21 protein-coding genes are annotated in these 20,879 nt (G+C 47.6%); 2 read left to right on the forward strand and 19 right to left on the reverse strand.

Annotation, left to right across the window (positions count from 1 at the left end; translation table 11 throughout):
* Positions 1–254 precede the first annotated feature (254 nt).
* A complete protein-coding gene (locus QP794_RS16670) occupies positions 255–1,256 on the forward strand; it encodes a Na/Pi cotransporter family protein (protein ID WP_285078137.1) in 1,002 nt (333 codons plus the stop codon).
* Positions 1,257–1,312: 56 nt separating this feature from the next.
* Here the strand turns inward: QP794_RS16670 and QP794_RS16675 are convergent, their stop codons facing one another.
* The 18 genes from QP794_RS16675 to gpr form a co-directional block, all read right to left on the reverse strand.
* Positions 1,313–1,747 (reverse strand): NUDIX hydrolase, encoded by a 435-nt coding sequence (locus QP794_RS16675; protein ID WP_024628486.1) that lies wholly within the window; start codon positions 1,745–1,747, stop codon positions 1,313–1,315.
* Positions 1,748–1,858: 111 nt separating this feature from the next.
* A complete protein-coding gene (gene mtaB, locus QP794_RS16680; RefSeq protein ID WP_024628487.1) occupies positions 1,859–3,205 on the reverse strand; it encodes a tRNA (N(6)-L-threonylcarbamoyladenosine(37)-C(2))-methylthiotransferase MtaB in 1,347 nt (448 codons plus the stop codon).
* 2 nt (positions 3,206–3,207) lie between these two features.
* Positions 3,208–3,972: a 16S rRNA (uracil(1498)-N(3))-methyltransferase gene (locus QP794_RS16685; RefSeq protein WP_024628488.1), complete on the reverse strand. Its 765-nt coding sequence runs from the start codon at positions 3,970–3,972 to the stop codon at positions 3,208–3,210.
* A 138-nt stretch (positions 3,973–4,110) separates the two neighbouring features.
* The gene (locus QP794_RS16690) at positions 4,111–4,788 is read right to left on the reverse strand and encodes a site-2 protease family protein (RefSeq protein ID WP_024628489.1); all 678 of its coding nucleotides are present in this window, start codon (positions 4,786–4,788) and stop codon (positions 4,111–4,113) included.
* A 3-nt stretch (positions 4,789–4,791) separates the two neighbouring features.
* Positions 4,792–5,757 carry a 50S ribosomal protein L11 methyltransferase gene (gene prmA / locus QP794_RS16695; RefSeq protein WP_024628490.1) on the reverse strand — a complete coding sequence of 322 codons (966 nt, stop codon included), beginning with the start codon at positions 5,755–5,757 and terminating at the stop codon, positions 4,792–4,794.
* Positions 5,758–5,920: 163 nt separating this feature from the next.
* Entirely contained in the window at positions 5,921–6,313 is a 393-nt protein-coding gene (locus QP794_RS16700; protein ID WP_285078138.1) for a hypothetical protein, read from the reverse strand.
* Positions 6,306–6,485, reverse strand: a complete 180-nt coding sequence (locus QP794_RS16705; protein WP_024628492.1) for a YfhD family protein — start codon at positions 6,483–6,485, stop codon at positions 6,306–6,308. The genes QP794_RS16700 and QP794_RS16705 overlap by 8 nt, the downstream gene beginning before the upstream one ends.
* A gap of 270 nt (positions 6,486–6,755) precedes the next feature.
* Complete coding sequence (locus QP794_RS16710; protein ID WP_285078139.1) at positions 6,756–7,124, reverse strand: hypothetical protein; 369 nt, start codon at positions 7,122–7,124, stop codon at positions 6,756–6,758.
* A 149-nt stretch (positions 7,125–7,273) separates the two neighbouring features.
* On the reverse strand, positions 7,274–8,395 hold the full coding sequence (dnaJ, locus tag QP794_RS16715; RefSeq protein ID WP_024628494.1) for a molecular chaperone DnaJ: 1,122 nt from the start codon (positions 8,393–8,395) through the stop codon (positions 7,274–7,276).
* Positions 8,396–8,524: 129 nt separating this feature from the next.
* Entirely contained in the window at positions 8,525–10,369 is a 1,845-nt protein-coding gene (dnaK, locus tag QP794_RS16720) for a molecular chaperone DnaK (protein WP_079349668.1), read from the reverse strand.
* Positions 10,370–10,525: 156 nt separating this feature from the next.
* On the reverse strand, positions 10,526–11,095 hold the full coding sequence (gene grpE, locus QP794_RS16725) for a nucleotide exchange factor GrpE (protein ID WP_285078140.1): 570 nt from the start codon (positions 11,093–11,095) through the stop codon (positions 10,526–10,528).
* Positions 11,096–11,134: 39 nt separating this feature from the next.
* Positions 11,135–12,166, reverse strand: coding sequence for a heat-inducible transcriptional repressor HrcA (gene hrcA, locus QP794_RS16730; protein WP_062328691.1), 1,032 nt, complete (start codon positions 12,164–12,166; stop codon positions 11,135–11,137).
* A 254-nt stretch (positions 12,167–12,420) separates the two neighbouring features.
* Positions 12,421–12,891 (reverse strand): N-acetyltransferase, encoded by a 471-nt coding sequence (locus tag QP794_RS16735; protein ID WP_094937945.1) that lies wholly within the window; start codon positions 12,889–12,891, stop codon positions 12,421–12,423.
* Positions 12,892–13,007: 116 nt separating this feature from the next.
* The gene (hemW, locus tag QP794_RS16740; RefSeq protein WP_024628499.1) at positions 13,008–14,192 is read right to left on the reverse strand and encodes a radical SAM family heme chaperone HemW; all 1,185 of its coding nucleotides are present in this window, start codon (positions 14,190–14,192) and stop codon (positions 13,008–13,010) included.
* A gap of 204 nt (positions 14,193–14,396) precedes the next feature.
* Entirely contained in the window at positions 14,397–16,211 is a 1,815-nt protein-coding gene (gene lepA / locus QP794_RS16745; protein WP_024628500.1) for a translation elongation factor 4, read from the reverse strand.
* Between the two features lie 146 nt (positions 16,212–16,357).
* Complete coding sequence (locus tag QP794_RS16750; protein WP_285078141.1) at positions 16,358–16,717, reverse strand: hypothetical protein; 360 nt, start codon at positions 16,715–16,717, stop codon at positions 16,358–16,360.
* 45 nt (positions 16,718–16,762) lie between these two features.
* Complete coding sequence (locus tag QP794_RS16755; RefSeq protein WP_285078142.1) at positions 16,763–18,055, reverse strand: stage II sporulation protein P; 1,293 nt, start codon at positions 18,053–18,055, stop codon at positions 16,763–16,765.
* 160 nt (positions 18,056–18,215) lie between these two features.
* Positions 18,216–19,217, reverse strand: coding sequence for a GPR endopeptidase (gene gpr / locus QP794_RS16760; protein ID WP_094937947.1), 1,002 nt, complete (start codon positions 19,215–19,217; stop codon positions 18,216–18,218).
* 175 nt (positions 19,218–19,392) lie between these two features.
* Between gpr and rpsT the strand changes: the two genes are divergently transcribed.
* Positions 19,393–19,665 (forward strand): 30S ribosomal protein S20, encoded by a 273-nt coding sequence (gene rpsT / locus QP794_RS16765; protein ID WP_024628504.1) that lies wholly within the window; start codon positions 19,393–19,395, stop codon positions 19,663–19,665.
* Positions 19,666–19,830: 165 nt separating this feature from the next.
* Here the strand turns inward: rpsT and holA are convergent, their stop codons facing one another.
* On the reverse strand, positions 19,831–20,847 hold the full coding sequence (holA, locus tag QP794_RS16770) for a DNA polymerase III subunit delta (RefSeq protein ID WP_285078143.1): 1,017 nt from the start codon (positions 20,845–20,847) through the stop codon (positions 19,831–19,833).
* Positions 20,848–20,879 lie beyond the last annotated feature (32 nt).

Below are 20,879 nucleotides of genomic sequence, written 5' to 3' on the forward strand. Positions count from 1 at the left end.
TCTCCGCTCCGTTGCAGAATCTCCGTATCTTTCGAATAGGGGCGCGGTAATTTCGGTGACTGCTACGGTGATGGGTCGGACTTTCGATCGCTGTTGCATGGTAAAGATGAATCTCAAATTTCACACTTACCACTACGATGACAGAACAACCTTCCGATCGCTATTGTCTCCAGAATTCCGTTAGCCTGTCATGGTTGTCCATGCTTTCTCATAGGATGAGATAAGGACATGCACGGAAGGAATGATGTTAACTCATGTTCAGAGATGTTGTGCTGCCCCTATTATATGGGCTTCTTATCTTTTTTGGTGGGATGAAGCTGATGGAAACAGCCTTGCAACGGATGGCCGGGCCGATGCTGGCTGGTTGGCTGGGCCGGGCCACCTCTGCACCCTGGAAAGGCATGGCTTTCAGTGCAGGCGCTACAGCCCTGCTGCAAAGCAGTACGGCTGTCACGGTGCTAACCATTGGACTGGCAAACGCCAGATTGATTACCTATGGACGCACACTTGGCATTATTCTTGGCACGAACATCGGGACGTGCCTGACCACCGAGCTGGTCGGACTGCAAATCGGACGAGTCTCACTGCCTCTGCTTGCCCTGTCCCTGACGGGCTGGGCCGTCTTAGTTGTGCTTGGTGAACGAAATCAGTTGGCTCCTGAGCGCACACGCCGGACGCTGGTTACCATGCAATACAGCTTTCTCGCGTCCGCCGGATTTGCCCTCGTCATGACAGGCATTCAAGTGATGCAATCCATTGCCGTACCGCTGCGAAGTATGGGCGTATTCCAGTGGTTCCTGGACCGCTCAGCCGACAGCTTGTGGTGGGGTTTTCTGGCAGGTGCCTGTCTGACAGCGCTCATTCATAGCAGCGCAGCCGTTATCAGCATGGCCATTACGCTTGCAGCCACAGGAGTACTGCCTGTGGAGATCGGCATTGCCATTGTGATCGGGTCAAACGTGGGGACCTGTATCACCGCCGTGATTGCTGCCGCTGGCGGAGCATCCGCAGGCAAATTTGTCGCAGCTTCCCATGTTGTATTAAACATAGCGGGGGCGCTGCTGTTTATGCCGCTGATCGGCCAGCTGCATGCAGCTTCGGCCTGGCTGTCAGCGGATAACGGGGCACAGATTGCACATGCCCAGACCCTTTTTAACGTCACCAGTTCACTGCTTGCCTTGCCGTTCTGTTACTTGCCGATTTGGCACAAAAAACCACCGGTCTCCACCCCAGTGGCGAAGTCACCCGTGGCCTGATGTTTAGAACTCTCTCGACAATCAGCAGCGATACATCATCACTCAAAAGAAAACCGCTATACGGTAATGCCTAATTTGTTCAGCGCCACACGTAAAATGTCATCGTTATTATCGTATCCGCTATGCTGCTGTCTCGACCAAGCTTCTTCCGGAGTGTACCAATCCACACCTTTGATTTCTTCAATCTGAGGCTGCAGATCGCCGCTTTCCGCTTCAACGAGATAATAATGAACTTCCTTGTCCACTGGACCAAACTCAGCATGCTGATACGTATAGGCGATGATATCGACGGGTTCTATAATGCGGCCAACCATGCCCGTCTCTTCCAGAATCTCACGAAGCGCGGTCTGTTCCACCGTTTCTCCGTCTTCCATCTTGCCCTTGGCGAGAGTTGTTTTGCCGTAGCGATCTACAATCAGTTGAATTTGAAGCTTTCCGTCTTCTCCCGTGCGGTAGACGACTCCGCCTGCCGAAATTTCTTTTCTGTTCATGTTGCTCTCCCCCATTACGGAATTGTCTTCATCTTTTTTTGGAAAAAGAAGGACCTCATCTCCACGGGTACGCTCCCCAAGGAAATGAAATCCTTGTTTCTGACGCCTCGATTACATCGCTGCGGACTTGAGATTTTCCTCCAACACACGAACCAGCGTAGCCTGGCTTTCATTCACACCCGCCTCGGTCACTTTGACACGGCACACTTTGCCAACCATATCCATGGAACCATCAAAGACCAGCTGAATGTAGTTGTCACTGTAGCCATGCAGTTTACCACTGCCCTCACGGCCCTTGGCTTCACCTTCAGGAATGACATCCAGTACCTGCCCCACAAATTGCTTGGCGTATGCCAGTTGCATTTGCTCAGACAGATCAATCAGTTCATGCACGCGTGCATTTTTGACTTCCTCATCCACCTGATCCTCCATACGTGCTGCTGGCGTTCCAGTCCGCTTGGAATATGGGAATACGTGCATTTCGGAAAAACCGATTTTCTTCATCAGGTTATAGCCGTTACGGAACATCTCATCCGTTTCACCCGGGAACCCAACAATAACGTCAGTTGTAATCGCTACATCTGGCATCGCTTCCCGAATGCGAAGCATTTTATTGTAAAACTCTTCGGTCGTATATTTACGGCGCATGCGTTTCAGTACGGTATCATCGCCCGCTTGCAGCGGAATGTGGAAGTGACGTACAAGTTTGTCTGAACGTTTGATCACATCCAGCATCCGGTCGTCAATCTGGCTCGCTTCAATCGAGCTGATCCGGATGCGCTCCAGGCCTTCCACTTTGTCCAAATCCCATAACAGATCCGTCAGATCGTAATTCTCCATGTCATCGCCGTATCCACCGGTATGAATGCCTGTCAGGACAATTTCCTTGTATCCGGCGTGCACGAGTTGATGAGCCTGTTGGATAATGCTGTTTGCTTCCCGGCTGCGGGACAGTCCACGCGACCACGGAATAATGCAGAATGTGCAGAAGTTATTGCAGCCATCCTGAATTTTCAGGAAAGCACGGGTACGATCAGCAAAATCCGGTACATCCATCTCTTCAAATACCCGCGTTTTCATAATGTTGCGTACCGCGTTGACAGGCTGACGTGATTCCTGAATTTCTTTGACATATGGCAAGATTTTGTCTCGATCCTGTGTACCGATGACAAGATCCACCCCAGGGATGTCCAGAATTTCTGCCGGAGAAGTTTGCGCATAACAGCCTGTAACGGCTACAATCGCATCCGGGTTGCGCCGAATGGCACGACGGATAATCTGGCGGCTCTTTTTGTCGCCGGTATTGGTTACTGTACAAGTATTAATCAAGTATACATCCGCTGTCTGTTCGTCAAAGTCTACCTGATCGTATCCTTCGTTTTTGAACAATTGCCAAATCGCCTCTGTATCGTAAAAATTAACTTTGCAGCCTAAGGTGTAAAACGCCACGGATGGCATAATTACATTCCCCCCATTTCTCCGGATTCATATAAGACACAAGTTAGCGCCGCCATTCCGGCTGTCTCGGCCCGCAAGATGCGTTTGCCCAGTCCAACGGATACAGCACCCGCCTGATCGGCTTCCATCGTCTCTTTCTCGGAAAATCCGCCCTCAGGTCCAACAACGATCAACACTTCAGCACTCGCACCAGGTGCAAGCTGCTCTACAAACGGTTTCAAAGCGTCTCTTAACTGCTTGCCGTTTTCCTTTTCATAACAATAACATACCAGACTGTAGCCCTCAAAAGAAGATAGCAGCCCTTTCCAGGAAAGTGGCTGCTCGACGGATGGAATGCGGTTCCGATGGCTTTGTTCAGCGGCTTCCTTGGCGATTTTCCGCCACCGCTCCAACCGTTTGCCTTCTTTCTTGGCATCATATTGTACAATCGTACGTTCAGACAGGAAAGGAACAAAGGAAACTGCTCCGATCTCTGTACATCTTTGAATGACCGTCTCCATCTTATCGCCTTTGGGCAAGCTTTGAGCCACGGTTACACGTATACGTGCTTCATGGTCCATTTCGAGCGGTTCCACAATATTCGCTGTTACTTGCTGGGCCTCGATGCTTTCAATCTCCACCAAAGCTTCTTTGGAGTTTCCGTCACTGACAATCAGTTTGTCTCCAGGTTTACCACGCATCACTTTGCCGATATGGCGCGCATCATCACCCGTGATGACCACGGAATGTTCATTAAACTGTTCTGCAGATACAAAATAACGCTGCATAAGTCTGTCCACCCATTCTATCCTGTTATGACTGGAATTCACCCCGCCTAAAGGCAGGCGTGAATCCAATCGCCACAGATGATCATACAACTTTTATGTGCTTCTGACCAGTATTTCAGTCCCATACACTATACGTTTCTAACGATATAAACCGATGATTAACCTTGCCAGATCTACATACATATTCTGGGCAAATTGATATAAAGGTTGAATCGTCGCATTTTGCAATGGAGGAATGACAAGGATCAAAAGGAAAATAAATATGGACCATTGCTCTACCCCTTGCAGCTTCCGGCTTATCGAAGGCGGCAGAATATCCTCCAAAATTCGATATCCGTCCAATGGAGGCAACGGAATCAGGTTAAAGAGAAACAGGAAAAAGTTCGTTAGGTTAAATATGGAGAAAAACATGGAAATTGCTGTAAGCAAACGCTCATTTTCAATACTACCCAGTGCTCCCGAACCAACCAACGAAGCATAGATGATCGTACCGATGATCGCCAGCAGCAAATTGCTTACAGGCCCAGCAACGGATACAATGACACCCATTAATCTCGGTTTATCAAAGTTGGCCCGATTGACCGGAACCGGACGGGCCCAACCGAAACCGGCAATAACGAGCAGCAGTACACCGAACAAGTCAAAGTGTACGACCGGATTCAGTGTGACCCGACCTAGAAGCTTAGCCGTCGGATCACCAAATTTGTTGGCAAAATACGCATGAGAGAATTCATGCACGGTAAAAGCAATCAGGATGGTCAGCAGGAAAAACGGCAGTTGATCCAGCGGATAACGAAAGAACGAGTTCAAATCCATCGGTTACCTCTTTCTGGCCACAAACGCGATCCAGTCCTCATCGCGGTGCACCGAACTGATTTCGAAGCCGGAAGCAACGAGCGCATCATGGACAATCTGTTCTTTATTTTTCCAGATGCCTGAAGTAATATAAACGCCGCCTGACTCAAGCGCATGGTAGACATCATCCACAAACATCATAATAACCTCGGCCAAAATATTGGCAACGATAACTTTCACCGGAAGCTTCACGCCCAGCGCAGGGTCCTGACTACCCAGAACCGACAGTAGATCACTTTCTTTAACCGTAATTTGTTGTTCCAGCCCATTCAGTTCCACATTTTCCTTGGCACTGATTACGGCAACAGGATCGAGGTCCAGCGCCAATACATGTTTTGCACCAAGATGGATCGCTCCGATCGCCAAAATGCCAGAGCCTGTACCTACGTCAATAACTTCTTCGCCACCCTGAATGACCGATTCCAGTGTGCGCAGACATAGCGAAGTGGTTGGATGTGTTCCCGTACCAAATGCCATGCCTGGATCAAGCTCAATTATTTTCTCATTCGGACTTTCCGGTGTATACTCTTCCCATGTTGGTTTAATGGTTAGACGCTCCGAGACACGCACCGGTTTGAAGTATTGTTTCCAGGCATTCGCCCAGTCATTTTCATCCACTGTTCGAGTCTCAAAACGTACCTCACCCGTTTGGATATCGAATTCGGAAAGCTGTTCAATTCGTGGACTTACTTCCAGTTGCAATGCCTCCATATCCGTACCTTCGGAGAAATATCCTTTAATGACGGCAAAGCCTTCAGGAATATCATTCAAAGGAAACTCGTACAACTCGCCATACGTCGTATCCCGTTTTTTATTTAAAGTACCGGACTCTTCAATCGAGACCCCTCCAGCACCCGCTTCATGTAAAAAATTCGAAATCATCTCCACAGCTTCTTCTGTGGTATGTATTGTTAGTTCATGCCATAACATACTTCGTTTTTCCTCCTCATTTTTCAAACATCCCCACCATTGTACTACACAAGCGAGCAGGAGTACAAAACCGCGGCAGTAAAAGAAACAACAAAAACAGGATACCCGCAGCTTTCACTGCTCGAATACCCTGTTTTAATTCTGACATGACTTGATTAACTTGTTAATAAAAGCGTCCACCATTCTGCGTAATCATCTCTGCAGCTTGCGGGAGAGAGTCACTGGATACGGATACGGTCAGCAAGATTTCTTGCTTGGTCCTGCCTTCAGAGCCAGCTTCCGTATCGTCATACACCTGTCCACCCGACAACACCTCGGTCTCATCGCTAATGAGCGAAAGTACATTCAGCTCACCACTGAATCCCCCAATCACAGCCATGGTCGAGTTATCCGTACCCTCAGACGCTCCTGAATCCATTGAAGATGACGAGCCATTCAGACTCTCGATACTCAGTTGGTTCGGGTGCAGCAATTCCAGCGCTCTGCGTGCAGATTCAGCCTCGGACCAGCTCGTAAATACCGCTTCGATAATTACTACAGAGCGATCTTCAGTCATGAATCTCCCGACCCTGACGACGATCGGCTGCTTCACTGCGGCGCAAAGCCTCTATATCTTCATGATCCGCAGCTTCGGCACTGAATTCTACATCCTCATTTTTGGCGGACTGCATTCGTTTCATCTTTTCCGTTTTCGTCAAAATCTTGCCTGGACGTTCATGTTCTGCCATCGTTATGCTCCTCCTTCAAAATAGGTATCTATATAAAATGAACTAATACTTGTTACACTGTACCACTCCGATTGTAGTACCATCCTCCGATCGCTGTTATCCCCAGATTTCTTCATCTCCCTTCTTAAAGGGAGAAAACCGGGGATAGCATATGCTTCCGAAGTAGCTTTCTTACGAAAGCTTTCAGGCGAATGCTTCGCTTCTTCAGATTGGTTCTACACCCTCCGTTAAAGTGTAATTCTTTGTCCATCTTATATAGATTTTGTGAAACTAGATCATACCGCCGGCTTGTTCAATAATGGATAGGGCGCGGTGATGAACTGCCTCGTCAACGACGACGGTCAGCAATACATCTCTGCCTGTCGGACCCTCTTGTCCGCCATCGCTCATACCACTCGCAGAAGGATCTGCTGCAGCCATGATTCCCGCGCTGGCATTCGTGCCTAGAGCACCTGGTACCCAGGAAGAAAAACTGCCTGATACACCTGGCGTATAGGATGCTCCGCTTGGCCCGACACCCGCATAACGACTGAATCGATTGATGGACAGGTCTTCCACTCGTAATGCCTCCAGTTTTTTGGCCGCCCCTTCCGCCTGCTCCGGGCTATTGAAATAAGCCAAAATATTTTTCTCGGTCATCTGGTTCACCTGCTTCCCTAGATTCGGCACACAGCAAACCACTGAATGCTCATGTCTGGTATCTTTCCTCAACCGGGCCCATATTATGCAAAAAAGGACACCCTGCGGAAAAAACCGCTGTGGTGTCCTTTTATATTAATGATTAAGACTCAGTCTCCACGGAAGGCCCGTTTCACCCGGTCAAAGAAGGATTGCTCATGCTCATGAGTTTGTTCTCCATCCAGCGCAGCGATTTGGCGTAGCAGATCTTTCTGCTCGTCATTCAGCTTGCTAGGCGTAACTACAACGACTTTCACATGCTGATCCCCTTGTCCCATGCCGCGCAAGCGTGGTACGCCTTTGCCTTTGAGACGGAAATACGTTCCCGTTTGTGTACCGGCAGGTACTTTCAGCTTCACTTTCTCGGACAGCGTTGGAATTTCAATCTCATCTCCCAGTGCTGCCTGAGCAAAGGTGAGTGGAATTTCGCAATAGATATCATCGCCTTCACGCTCGAAGAAGTCATGTGATTTCACACGGATGACAATATACAGATCTCCTGCTGGTCCTCCGCGCAGACCACCTTCTCCTTCACCAGTCATACGCAATTGAGCGCCGTCATCTACACCCGCTGGAATGCGAACATGAATTTTGCGTTGTTTGCGTACTTTACCGCTGCCGCTGCACGTTGTACATTTTTCCTTAATAATTTGTCCGGAACCGTTACAGTTCGAACAAGCGCGACGGTTGACCATACGGCCAAACGGTGTATTTTGGACTACTTCCTGTTGACCGCTACCTTGGCAGACGGAACAGGTTTCCGGTTTGGTTCCCGGTTTGGCACCTGAACCATGACAAGTATCACAGCCTTCGGTGCGCGGAATGGTAATGTCGGTTTCCTTACCGAATACCGCTTCCTTGAATTCAATCGTCATGGTGTATTGCAGATCGTTCCCCCGTTGCGGAGCATTCGGATCACGTCGTCCACCGCCGCCGCCAAAGAACATATCGAAGATGTCGCCAAAGCCGCCGCCGCCAAAATCGCCACCGCCGCCGAAGCCGCCCTGATTCGGATCAATATGACCGTATTGGTCATACTGTGCCCGCTTCTGGCCGTCACTGACTACATCATAAGCTTCTTTAACTTCCTTAAACTTGGCTTCCGCGTCAGCAGCCTTGTTTACGTCAGGGTGATACTGACGGGCAAGCTTGCGGTATGCCTTTTTGATATCCTCGTCGCTGGCATTTTTGCTGACGCCGAGTACCTCATAATAATCACGTTTTTCAGCCACTCTTCCACCCCCATATCATTCACCATATCGCACATCGTGACAAAAGGAAAGCCAAAGCACGGGAGCCCCGGCTATGACTTTCCCCTCGATCCGAACGTCACCGATGATTAATTCACCAAAAAACGTGAATTAGTTTTGTTTTTTATCTTCATCCACAACTTCGTAATCAGCGTCTACGACGTTGTCACGTTTTGCAGAACCTTGTTGCTCTTCAGCGCCTTGAGCTGCTTGCTCTTGAGCTTGTGCTTGCTCATACAGTTTTACGGACAGTTGTTGAACGATCTCTGTCAGTTCTTCTGTAGCAGCTTTGATGTCTTCCAGATTGTCGGAAGCCAGGACGCCTTGCAGTTTTTCTTTTGCAGCATTCGCTTTTTCAACTTCACCAGCATCTGCTTTTTCGCCAAGATCTTTGATCGTTTTGTCAACAGAGTAGATCAGTTGATCTGCGCTGTTTTTCGCTTCAACGAGTTCTTTGCGCTTTTTGTCTTCTTCTGCATGCAACTCAGCATCTTTCATCATTTGTTCAACTTCAGCATCGCTCAGACCGCTGGAAGAAGTGATGGTGATTTTTTGAGTTTTGTTTGTACCTTTGTCTGTTGCAGATACGTTAACGATACCATTGGCATCAATATCGAAGCTAACTTCGATTTGCGGAACGCCACGTGGAGCCGGTGGAATGTCTCCCAGCATGAAGCGACCGAGGGATTTGTTACCCGCTGCCATTTCGCGCTCCCCTTGCAGAACGTGAATCTCAACGCTCGGTTGGTTGTCTGCGTAAGTGGAGAACACTTGGGATTTGCTTGTAGGGATCGTTGTGTTACGCTCGATCATCTTAGTGAATACGCCACCCGCAGTTTCAATACCCAGGGACAATGGAGTTACGTCAAGCAATACAACGTCTTTCACGTCACCTGTCAGTACGCCCGCTTGTACAGCAGCACCCAAAGCTACAACTTCATCCGGGTTAACGCCTTTGTGAGGCTCTTTACCTGTCAGTTTTTTGATTGCTTCCTGTACTGCAGGAATACGTGTGGAACCACCAACCAATACGATTTTGTCGATATCATTAGCTGTCATTCCAGCATCGCTCAGTGCACGACGAGTTGGTTCAAGCGTACGCTCAACCAGACCAGCAGAGATTTCTTCGAATTTCGCACGGCTCAGGTTCAACTCCAAATGTTGAGGAACGCCATCAGCTACCGTGATGAACGGCAGGGAAATCGTTGTAGTCAATACGCCGGAAAGTTCTTTTTTCGCTTTTTCCGCTGCATCTTTCAAACGTTGAACCGCTGCTTTATCTTTGCTCAAGTCAATGCCTTGATCTTTTTTGAATTCACTTACGAGATAATCAATGATTACTTGGTCAAAGTCATCGCCACCCAGTTGGTTATCACCGCTGGTCGCTTTAACTTCGAAGAAGCCGTCACCCAGTTCAAGGATGGATACGTCGAATGTACCGCCACCCAAGTCATATACGAGAATCGTTTGGTCTTCGGATTTCTCCATACCGTATGCCAAAGCTGCTGCTGTTGGCTCGTTGACGATACGCAGAACTTCCAGACCTGCGATTTTACCTGCATCTTTGGTTGCTTGACGCTGGCTGTCATTGAAGTAAGCTGGTACCGTGATAACCGCTTGAGTTACCGTTTGACCCAGATATGCTTCAGCATCGGATTTCAGTTTTTGCAGGATGATTGCAGAGATCTCTTGTGGAGAGTAATCTTTGCTATCGATTGTTTCTTTGTGGGATGTACCCATATGACGTTTGATCGAGATGATTGTACGATCCGGATTTGTGATTGCTTGACGTTTAGCCGTTTCACCGACAACGCGTTCTCCATCTTTTTTGAAACCTACTACGGATGGGGTTGTACGTGCGCCTTCCGGATTTGGAATAACGACAGCCTCGCCGCCTTCCATAACCGCTACGCATGAGTTTGTTGTTCCTAAGTCAATACCGATTACTTTGCTCATCGGAAAATTTCCTCCCTCGACAATTTAAATGGATCAGATTGATCCTTATTTGTATTTGTTGTTCCTAATCGTGCTCTATGTGTGTACTGACCTTTATATTAAACTTCGGTGGCATCGTACAATCAAGAGTGAACTCAATTCATTCTGTAACAGAAATTATGAGCTAACTTTAACCATAGCCGGACGAAGTACTTTATCCTTCAGCATATAGCCTTTTTGGACTTCCTCAACAACGGTACCTTCTTCATACTCGTCGCTCTCCACGGACATGATTGCTTGGTGGAATTCGGGATTAAACGGTTGTCCTACCGTATCCATTGACGTCAGACCTTCATTGCTCAGTACTGTCTCCAGCTGACGGAAGATCATTTCGATGCCTTTGGAGAAGGACTCGACTTCAGTACCTTCCGGTACAGTAGCCATGGCACGCTCGAAGTTATCAATGACCGGCACCAGTTCGGTGACCAGCTTCATCGAAGCGTATTTCGCCAGTTCTTCTTTTTCCTTTTGAGTACGACGACGGAAGTTATCAAAATCAGCTTGCGCACGAACAAAACGTTGTTGATGTTCCTCAGCTTCCGCCTTCAAACGTGCGATCTCATCTTGCTCCTGATCTGTCATCTCTTCCGCCTGTGCTTCTGCAGCTCCGGCTTCGTTGACAGGCTCCTGCTCCGCTGCTGTAGTTGCTTCCTGTTCTTCTGCTGCGAATGATTGCTCCTCTTTCAAGATGTTCACCTCCTTATAAGAATGAAATGGTTCAATCCCTTATTTGAAGCGATGTGTTAGCATAGCAGTCAAATCACGGGATAATGTATTTAAAATATGAATGACACGTGCGTAATCCATTCGCGTAGGTCCCAATATTCCGATGGAGCCCAAAGCCTCTCCATCCAATGAATAGGATGCCGTTATCAGGCTGCAATTGGCGAAGGCTTCATGATCATTCTCGGTACCTATTCGCACCTGAATACCAGATCCACCCTGCACGGGCATCATCAATTTCATGAGTGTTGGTGTTTCATCTAGCAGGTCCAGAATATCTTTTACTTTTTCGATATCCTTAAACTCTGGCTGGGTCAACATATTGGTGGCACCGCTAAGGAACAGACGATTGTCATGCTCGTTGTCAAAGGCGCTGTTCAGCACCTGCATGACTTCCTCATAACGTGTAATATGCCGTTCCATCTCTTGCCCAAGCTCGGTGTAGAGACGAGACTTTAATTTGTAAATCGGCACGCCGACCAGCTTGCTGTTTAATAAACGAACTACATTTTCCATCTCCGCTACCGAAATTTCGGGTGGAATCTGAACGGTCTTGTTCTCCACCTGACCCGTGTTCGTTACGATGATGGCCACAGCCTCGCTTTCATTAAGCGGAAGCAGTTGAAAATGACGAAGTGACGTGTGAAAAACTTCCGGTCCGAGCAGGATCGAAGTATAATTCGTCATATGAGACAAAATGACCGAGGCATGCTGAATCACTTGTTCCATCACGTTCAGCTTTTCCGCAAAGAATGACTTTAGATCGTCCAGCTCTTGCGGCTCCACCTGATTCCACGGAACCAAATGATCGACATAATATCGATAGCCTTTGTGCGAAGGAATGCGTCCAGCAGATGTATGCGGCTGTTCCAGAAAGCCCATATCTTCAAGGTCCGCCATTTCATTACGGATCGTCGCCGGACTGTATCCAACATCTCCCCTTTTGGAAATGCTTCGGGACCCTACGGGCTCAGCTGAACGGATATAGTCATCCACTATAGCGTTCAGAATCATTCGTTGACGCTCTGTTAACATGGTGAGTATTCCCTCCTTCTGACTGCACTGTCCCATGTCGTTAGCACTCCGGTTAGATGAGTGCTAAGCGGTAATACAAAAATACCAAAATGACGTGAACATTGTCAAGTCAGTTTGATGAGTACGCTCATCTATTTATAGTATAGACCAATGTCTCCAAGACATAACCACTTTACTGTACATCTCATGAATTAAAAAGAACCGCAGGTGAGATAGAGTGTTACTCGGCTCAATCCATACGGTTCATTCGTTTATCAGGCTGAAATGTTCAACTCTTTCAATACGGCAATCTCATCACAGCAATCCTGTTTGCTGCAATGAACACAGTCCGTCCATACTTTTTCTGGGAAAATCTCCTTATCCACCACGGCAAAACCGTTTTTGAGAAAAAAGGAGACTTCATATGTTAACGCCATGACCTTGGGAATCTGTTGTTTCTCCGCTTCCTCTACCAGCCGATCCAGCAGCAGTGAGCCAATGCCCATGCCTTTGTGACCTTCGGAGATGCCGAGCGATCTGACTTCCACCAGATCATTGCCCAAACGACAGAGAGACCCACAGCCCACAACCTCACCATTCACTTCAGCTACGACAAAGTGATCCAGCTGCCGTTGCAGTACTTCCCGTGAACGCGGAAGCATGATCCCACGCTCTGCATAGCCCTTAATCATTTCAAATAATGGTTCAACATCTTCCGGTACGGCTTTTCTGCATATGGCCGACATCCAGCTCTCCTCCTATAGAAGCTTTCCAGAGGAAAGCCGACTTCGTAGTTGTATAAATTACACGCTCTGTAAAATCAATATGAATAAATATACAACAGAGCGTATAGAATTTCAAGCTACGAATTCAGCGATATGGACCCGATAAACTCGGCAAAAACATCATTTCCGAACAGGATGCCCTGTTCACTAAGCCGGAAGCCGTCTGGCGTCTTCTCCAGCAGTCCTGCGTTCAACATTTTGCCCAAAGGCTTCGCAAACACTTCCTCCATAGGCTCCCCGAACTGATCGCTAAACCGTGAGGAGGAAGCACCCTCCAGCATTCTCAACCCAACCATCAGGTAATCTTCCATGGCCTCGGCACGACTGATTTCAAAATGATCGAGACGCGGCAGGCCTCCTTTGGAAGCTTCAACATACGGGTTTATACCTTTTATATTCATATGGCGTTCGCGGCCTACATATCCATGTGCACCTGCACCCAGACCGTAATAGTCTTCATTGCGCCAGTACGTGATATTGTGACGGCTCTCGAAGCCGGGTTTGGCAAAGTTACTGATCTCGTATTGTCCGTAGCCTGCTTCTTTCATACGCTTCATTAATAGAAGATACATTTGCAACTCGTCATCTTCATGAGGAAGCGGCAGCTGGTTCTTCTGATATAACGTATGGAAAAGAGTATTCTCCTCCACCTTCAGGCTGTATATGGAGTAATGCGGCAGATCCAGTTCCAGCGCTTTGTCGATACTTTCGTTCAGCATCTCGACAGTCTGGTTTGGCAAACCAAACATCAGGTCAATGGACAAGTTATGCAATCCAGCTGCTCGGGCATTTTCCAAACTGCGGTATACATCATCTGTATTATGAATCCGGCCAATGCCTGTAAGGAGGTCATTCTGAAAAGCCTGTACCCCAAAGCTGACGCGGTTCACTCCGCCTTCTTTCATGACTGCGAGCTTCTCTGCATCGGTCGTGCCCGGGTTAGCTTCCATTGAAAACTCGATATCATCTGCCCAGTTTGGGAAATAGGTTTTAACGGACTTCAGGAATACGGCCATTTCGTCCGGTTTCAGTGCAGTCGGCGTGCCACCGCCTACAAATATGGTTTTGATTTCTCCCGGCGGATTCGCTTTAACTGTATGTTCCATCTCCCGTTCCAGCGCTTCAAGATACTGCATAACAGGCTGGTCCTTCAATACATAGGAGTTAAAATCGCAGTAGAAACATTTATTTGTGCAAAAGGGAATGTGAAGATACACCGCTTGGGGTGCACCTGTTTTCCGGCTGTGTGCTGCCAATGTCATGGCAAGTCCCCCTCTATTTGAAAAAAGGAAAGCCATCCGGCTTCCCTTTCAGCTTGGTTTATTGGTTATTCTGTGTTGTACCCATGTTTGCAAGCAAACGTCTTGCAATTCAACTTTGATACAAACACTGTGTGATGTACCCAAAAAGATTTATTAATCTAATTTGAATACACACATTCAGTGTTGTACCTCAAAATAGATTGTTTAATCATCAATTTTCAGCACCGCCATGAACGCTTCCTGCGGCACCTCTACGTTACCGACCTGCTTCATCCGCTTCTTACCTTCCTTCTGCTTCTCAAGCAGTTTCCGTTTCCGCGAGATGTCACCGCCATAACACTTGGCAAGTACGTTTTTACGCATGGCTTTTACCGTTTCACGAGCAACGACCTTGGTACCTACAGATGCCTGAATTGGCACCTCGAACATTTGCCGTGGAATCAGCTCGCGCAGCTTCTCACAGACAATGCGTCCGCGGTTATAGGCACGGTCACGGTGAACGATGAAGGACAGAGCATCAACCTGTTCGCCATTAAGTACAATATCCATTTTCGCCAGATTGGACTGACGGTAACCGGACAGTTCATAATCCAGGGATGCATATCCTTTGGTACCGGATTTCAACTGGTCGAAGAAGTCATATACAATCTCGGACAACGGAATCTCATAGGTAATGGTAACCCGCGTGGTGTCCAGATATTCCATATTCACATATTCACCGCGTTTATTCTGACACAGCTCCATAATAGTACCTACATAATCATTCGGTACGATAATATCTGCCTTGACGTATGGTTCCTCGACGTAATCAATCCGTCCCACCTCAGGATAATTGGATGGGTTGTCGATTCTCATCACTTCACCATTCGTTAAGGTTACATGATAGATTACACTTGGTGCAGTTGTGATCAACGGAATGTTAAACTCCCGCTCGATCCGCTCCTGGATAACGTCCATGTGAAGCAGTCCAAGAAATCCACAACGGAATCCAAAACCGAGTGCACTGGATGTTTCCGGTTCAAAGCTCAGAGACGCATCGTTCAACTGCAATTTCTCAAGTGCTTCACGCAGGTCAACATAGTCCGATGTTTCAATCGGATAGAGACCGCAGTATACCATTGGATTAATTTTGCGGTAGCCCGCCAGCGGTTCAAGCGTTGGATTTTTGGCGTCTGTTACCGTATCCCCGACTTGTGTATCGCCTACATGCCGGATACCTGCAACGATAAATCCAACGTCCCCGACGTTCAGCTCGTCCACGATGGTCATGCGAGGTTTGAACGCTCCAACTTCAATCACTTCAAACGATTTACCTGTTGCCATCATTTTGATTTTGGAACCCGATTTGATCATGCCATCGATCACACGCACATAGACGATTACACCTTTGTAAGGGTCATAGTGCGAGTCAAAAATCAGTGCTTTCAAAGGCTGGTCAGGATCACCTTGAGGTGCCGGTACACTCTGTACAACTTGCTCCAGAATCTCTTTAATTCCGATTCCTGCTTTGGCCGAAGCCAGAACTGCATTGCTTGTATCCAAGCCAATGACATCTTCCACTTCCTGTTTCACCCGTTCAGGATCAGCACTTGGAAGGTCAATTTTGTTGATAACCGGTAAAATTTCAAGATTGTTATCCAATGCCAGATATACGTTAGCGAGCGTCTGGGCTTCAATGCCCTGTGCCGCATCCACAACCAGCAGAGCACCTTCACATGCAGCAAGACTGCGTGAGACTTCATACGTGAAGTCTACGTGTCCCGGTGTATCAATGAGATTCAATAAATACTCTTCACCGTCATCTGCTTTGTAAGTCAGTGCTACTGCTTGTAGCTTGATCGTTATTCCACGTTCGCGTTCAAGGTCCATCTTATCCAGAACTTGTTCCTGCATTTCACGTGAAGTGAGCGCACCTGTGTACTCCAAGATCCGGTCCGCAAGTGTTGATTTGCCGTGATCTATATGTGCAATAATAGAAAAGTTACGAATTTTACGTTGTCTTGCCCGAATGTCAGTCATTCCTTACCCCCAGAAACAGCCTAGTGTCAATCACTTCATTATAACAGTTGATGCAGGGTGCATCAATCCCGCGTTGTCTCAACTTTATAATATGCGTCATATTCGCAAGCTCCCAAGGGTTTATTGTGCCTGTATTTCATCGTCTTTTATTCAGCGACTCCGCTAAATAAGGATACAACCCACTTCATTCCGTTATGAGACAGATTTTGGAGAAGTCCTGCCGTTTTGTCTGCAAGCACGTCCACGGGTGCTTTACTCTGTTCTGCGCCAAGCAACTGACTCGGTGTCGGAACTGGTACAGCTGGAGGTTCTTTGACCTCCTGTTGTACGGGCTCGGTCGGGACAGATTCGGCAGACGGTGACACCGGCTGAGTTTTCACAACTGCAGGGTTGCCGGCCGAATCATCGCCTCTATTAAAGTTGCTGCCTGCCAGCTGCATTCCAAACAGAACACCCAGCAACATTAATACACAGATGGAAAACAATCTTTTACCGAATCTGGACACATTCCTCGCCTCCTGTTATATCTTTGATTCTTCTATTTAAGAATACTAGCCGCCTTGAGATGTTTTTTCCGCACTCGCTTTGTCCACCTTCTGATCATCCCAGTACACCTCTGCAATCATGTCGGCGAGCACTTTGGATGTCCGCTCCAGTTCAGCAGCTGTATTGTCGATGCCGCCAATCTCAATTAATATGCTGTTGGGTGAGAGCGTCTGATTGTACTCGCCATTGTTGGCTCCGCCACCGTCCTTACCCCACACGCCGCGAGATACCCCTGGATATTTTGCTTCCAGCTTTTTATGAATTTTCGCTGCAAAGGCTTCATTCTGCTGCCAGTTTGGATTCTCATGTCCGATAATAAAATATACTTTGGCATAGCCCAAATTATTAATGGTCGTCGTTGTTTTGTTATGACGCTGTGAGTCACGATGAATGTCGATGAGATACGTAAGATCGTCATTTTGAGCAAGAGCAGCTTTTACGGTCTGACGGGAGTATTTATAGGAATAATTCCAGTTATAATCTTTAACCTTCGTCGGGTAATCTTCCTGAGCGTGTTCCACGCCTATGCCCAGCTTCTCCAGACTGTCGGACAAGTAGGTTCCCACTTGAAAAACATTGCCCGTAGATTTACCAGAGGAAGGATTGTCACTTTTCGTGCCCAAAAGTGGGTTGTATCCTTCACGTGGGTGGGAATGATAGACAAGGATCGCTTTTTTCCCTGTTGTTGGTGTGCTAGGTTCCTTCCCGCCACTCTTCGGTGGTGGATCTCCCTTGACTTCGCCATCCCCCGATCCCTGCGGATCGGATGGATCAGTATTATCCTGACCTGACGGAACATGCTGCTCGCCACCTAACTTTCCACCGCCTGCGGAGGCGGTATCAATGAGTCCCGGACCCGGCTGATAATCTTCTGGGGCTTCAGCCTTGGCGTTACCTGACCCCGGTCGAAGCAGTACTGGTTGATTGGAACCCATGCCTGGCATTTCTCTAGCAATCAGGCTTTTGGGATCCTGCGGGTTCACATTCGTTAGCAGTTGAAATACAAATGAAGTGAGATTTTCACCAGAAAATGCAGAAGCCTGTTCCTTTTGAGTTAAATGCGGCATCTCCATGCCGAGCATGTCCACAAAAAAGCTGCTTGATACAGCTCCCGCAAATCCTTTCATAGAAGAGACTGGCGAGTTATTCAAACGCTTCTCTGCCATACCTCCCAGACCGAGGACTACAAAAAACAAAGCCGATATAATCATAAGCAACAACAACGTACGACCCATGGCCAGCACGTGCAAACATCTTTTTTTCCATTTACCAATATTCCATGCCAATATTTTGTTCATTGCTTCTGTCTCCTTCCCTGCTGGACAACGCTTATACTTCAACTCTATGAGCCTGCCAGATTTGATAGAACAGGAAAAAGAAGATTGCACAAAAAAAGAAAGTCCGATAGATTCGGACCTTCTTCTCAGGAGCCTCAAACATTTAACTTACAAATTTCAATTAATGAGTGTAGGCAGCTACATTCTCAGCATTTACCGCATCATGGAGAGCTGCGTTCAGACCTGTTGCAATAATATTGGCAATATCTTCGACAAATTCGTCGATTTCCTTGGGGGTTACAATCAGATCATGACCCAGCGGCTCCAATACTTCTTTTACTAAACTTAGGCGGTCATTTTCACCAATATCGTCCAGCATGCCCATGATCTGTTTCGTCTGATCGGTCTCTTGTCTAAAATGAGTACGCATCATTTCAATGACGTTATTCACGATAGTGGACGCATAACATACGGTAGGCACACCGATGGCGATGCAGGGAACACCCAATATTTCACGTGTCAATCCACGTCGCTTGTTACCAATGCCCGAGCCGGGATGGATGCCGATGTCTGCGACCTGAATCGTTGTATTGACACGTTCCAGAGAGCGTGAGGCCAGCGCATCAATCGCAATGATTGCATCCGGCTTCGTCCGGTCCACAATCGCTTGCACGATGTCACTGGATTCAATACCTGTTGTGCCCAATACACCCGGCGCAATGGCACTGACTTCACGATAACCGGGTGCAACCTGATCCGGTACTAGTTCAAAATACTGGCGCGTAACCATTAAATTCTCCACCACCAGCGGACCCAGTGAATCGGGTGTGACGTTCAGGTTGCCCAAACCGACAATCAGCACCTTGGACGTCTTGTTGATGCCCGCCTTTGCCAAAAAATCCTCCATCTCTCGCGTAAATTCTGCAGCCACCCGTTCCTGAAGATCGGTATCCCCGTTACGAAGCGAAGGGACCTCCAATGTGACGTAGTGCCCCTTCACACGTCCAATGGCTGTAGCAGCTGCTTCATTCAGCACATCAATACGCGTAATAGTGATACCATCTTTCTTTTCCACATCTTCCCGTAGCCCGGGAATCGTCTGCTTCTGCCCACCCTGCGCCATTTCCTTGGAGTCAATCGCCAAGTCGGTGCGAACTGCATAATTTTGCAAATCCAGTGTCATCTGTCCCTGCCTCCCTTACCGCATTTGAGCATATTGTGTGGGAAAATGGTGTGCTTTATGCAGCACTATCGAATATCATAGGAAAATCTGTTGCAATTTGCATGCCAGCATGCTAGAATATTTTAAGTTGTGAAACGTTTGTATTCATGCAAATGCCTTACAGGAGGTGAATGTAATGCCAAACATCAAATCCGCTGTTAAACGCGTAAAAACGAGCGACAAGCGCCGCGCACTCAACGCTTCCCAGAAATCTGCACTCCGTACAGCTGTTAAAGCTGCTGATGCTGCTCTGGTAAGTAACGAAGTTGATACTGCAAAAGCTGCGATTCAAGCTGCTTCCAAAAAGCTGGACAAGGCTGTAACTAAAGGTCTGGTTCATAAAAATGCTGCAGCCCGCAAAAAGTCTCGCTTGGCGAAAAAACTGAACGCTCTTTCCGCACAAGCGTAAGAAGCGTTACTTATACGATCTAATGGAAAAATCCTGAACAGCAAGAGCTTTCAGGATTTTTTAGTATCTGATTCTATAAGCTTCCCACATACAAAACGGCCTCTATTCCGATGATCATACGATCAACGGAATAGAGGCCGTTTTGTCTTACAGTTATATCTATATCTATGCACCAAGCCTTAACAAGAACAGCTCCAATCCCAACACTTTATCCACTGCCCCCGTCTTCATCTGATAATCCAGTTCACTGAGATGACTCAAAATCAGCCTTAAACGTTCCGCCTGAAATTTACGTGCCTGCTCGCCGGCGATCTTCACAGCGTACGGATGCAGACCAAGCTGGCTGGCAATCTGCTGTTGAGAGTAACTCTGCTGACCTAACTCTTTCACCTGGATCATGATTCGGAATTGACGGGCGATCAGCGCTGCAATTTTGATTGGTTCTTCACGCTGCTTCAGAAGCTCATAAAAAAGGCCCAAAGCCTTCTCCAGCCTCAAGTTAGCAAGCTCTTCCACCATTGCGAATACATTCTGCTCTGTACTTCGTGCCACCAGTGATTCGATATCTTCGCGTTTGATCGTGCCTCCGTTACCAGCGAACAAACACAACTTGTCCACTTCCGCAGATAACGTCTGCAGGCCTGTGCCTGCATAACTCACAAGCGTGTCAGCCGCTCCAGCTTCAAAAGAAACATCCCGTTGCTTCGCCAGCTTGATAATCCAACTCAGCAGCTCCTCACCGCTCAGCGGAGCAAATGCAAGGACAACCGCTTGTTTCTTGGCTGCCTTCACCAGTTTTTTACGTTCATCCAGCTTATCCCCTTGTGCCAGGAAAACTATAGTACTATAATCTGCCGGATTGTCCATATATGTAAGCAGTCGGTCGACCTGGTGATCAATTTTAGAATCCTTGCCCGCTGTAAACAAATTGGCATCGCGAACAATGATAAGTTTACGTGGAACAAGAAAAGGAACCGTCTCCGCTTCTTCGATGACCACCTCCACAGCTGTTTCGGAGAGATCATATGGAATGATTGCAAAATCACGGTGTTCTTCTTCAATAACCTGTTCTTTTAACATATCCGTAAACTGCTGTATCTGGTATTTCTCCGTTCCGTACAGCACATATACCGGAGCCGTTTCCCCACTACGTATTGCCTTTGTCGCACTCTTTACATCCATCACGGTGCCCCCTTATCCTCTTATCCTACCAG

This window comes from Paenibacillus sp. UMB7766-LJ446 (assembly GCF_030226665.1).
Classification (GTDB): domain Bacteria; phylum Bacillota; class Bacilli; order Paenibacillales; family Paenibacillaceae; genus Paenibacillus; species Paenibacillus vandeheii.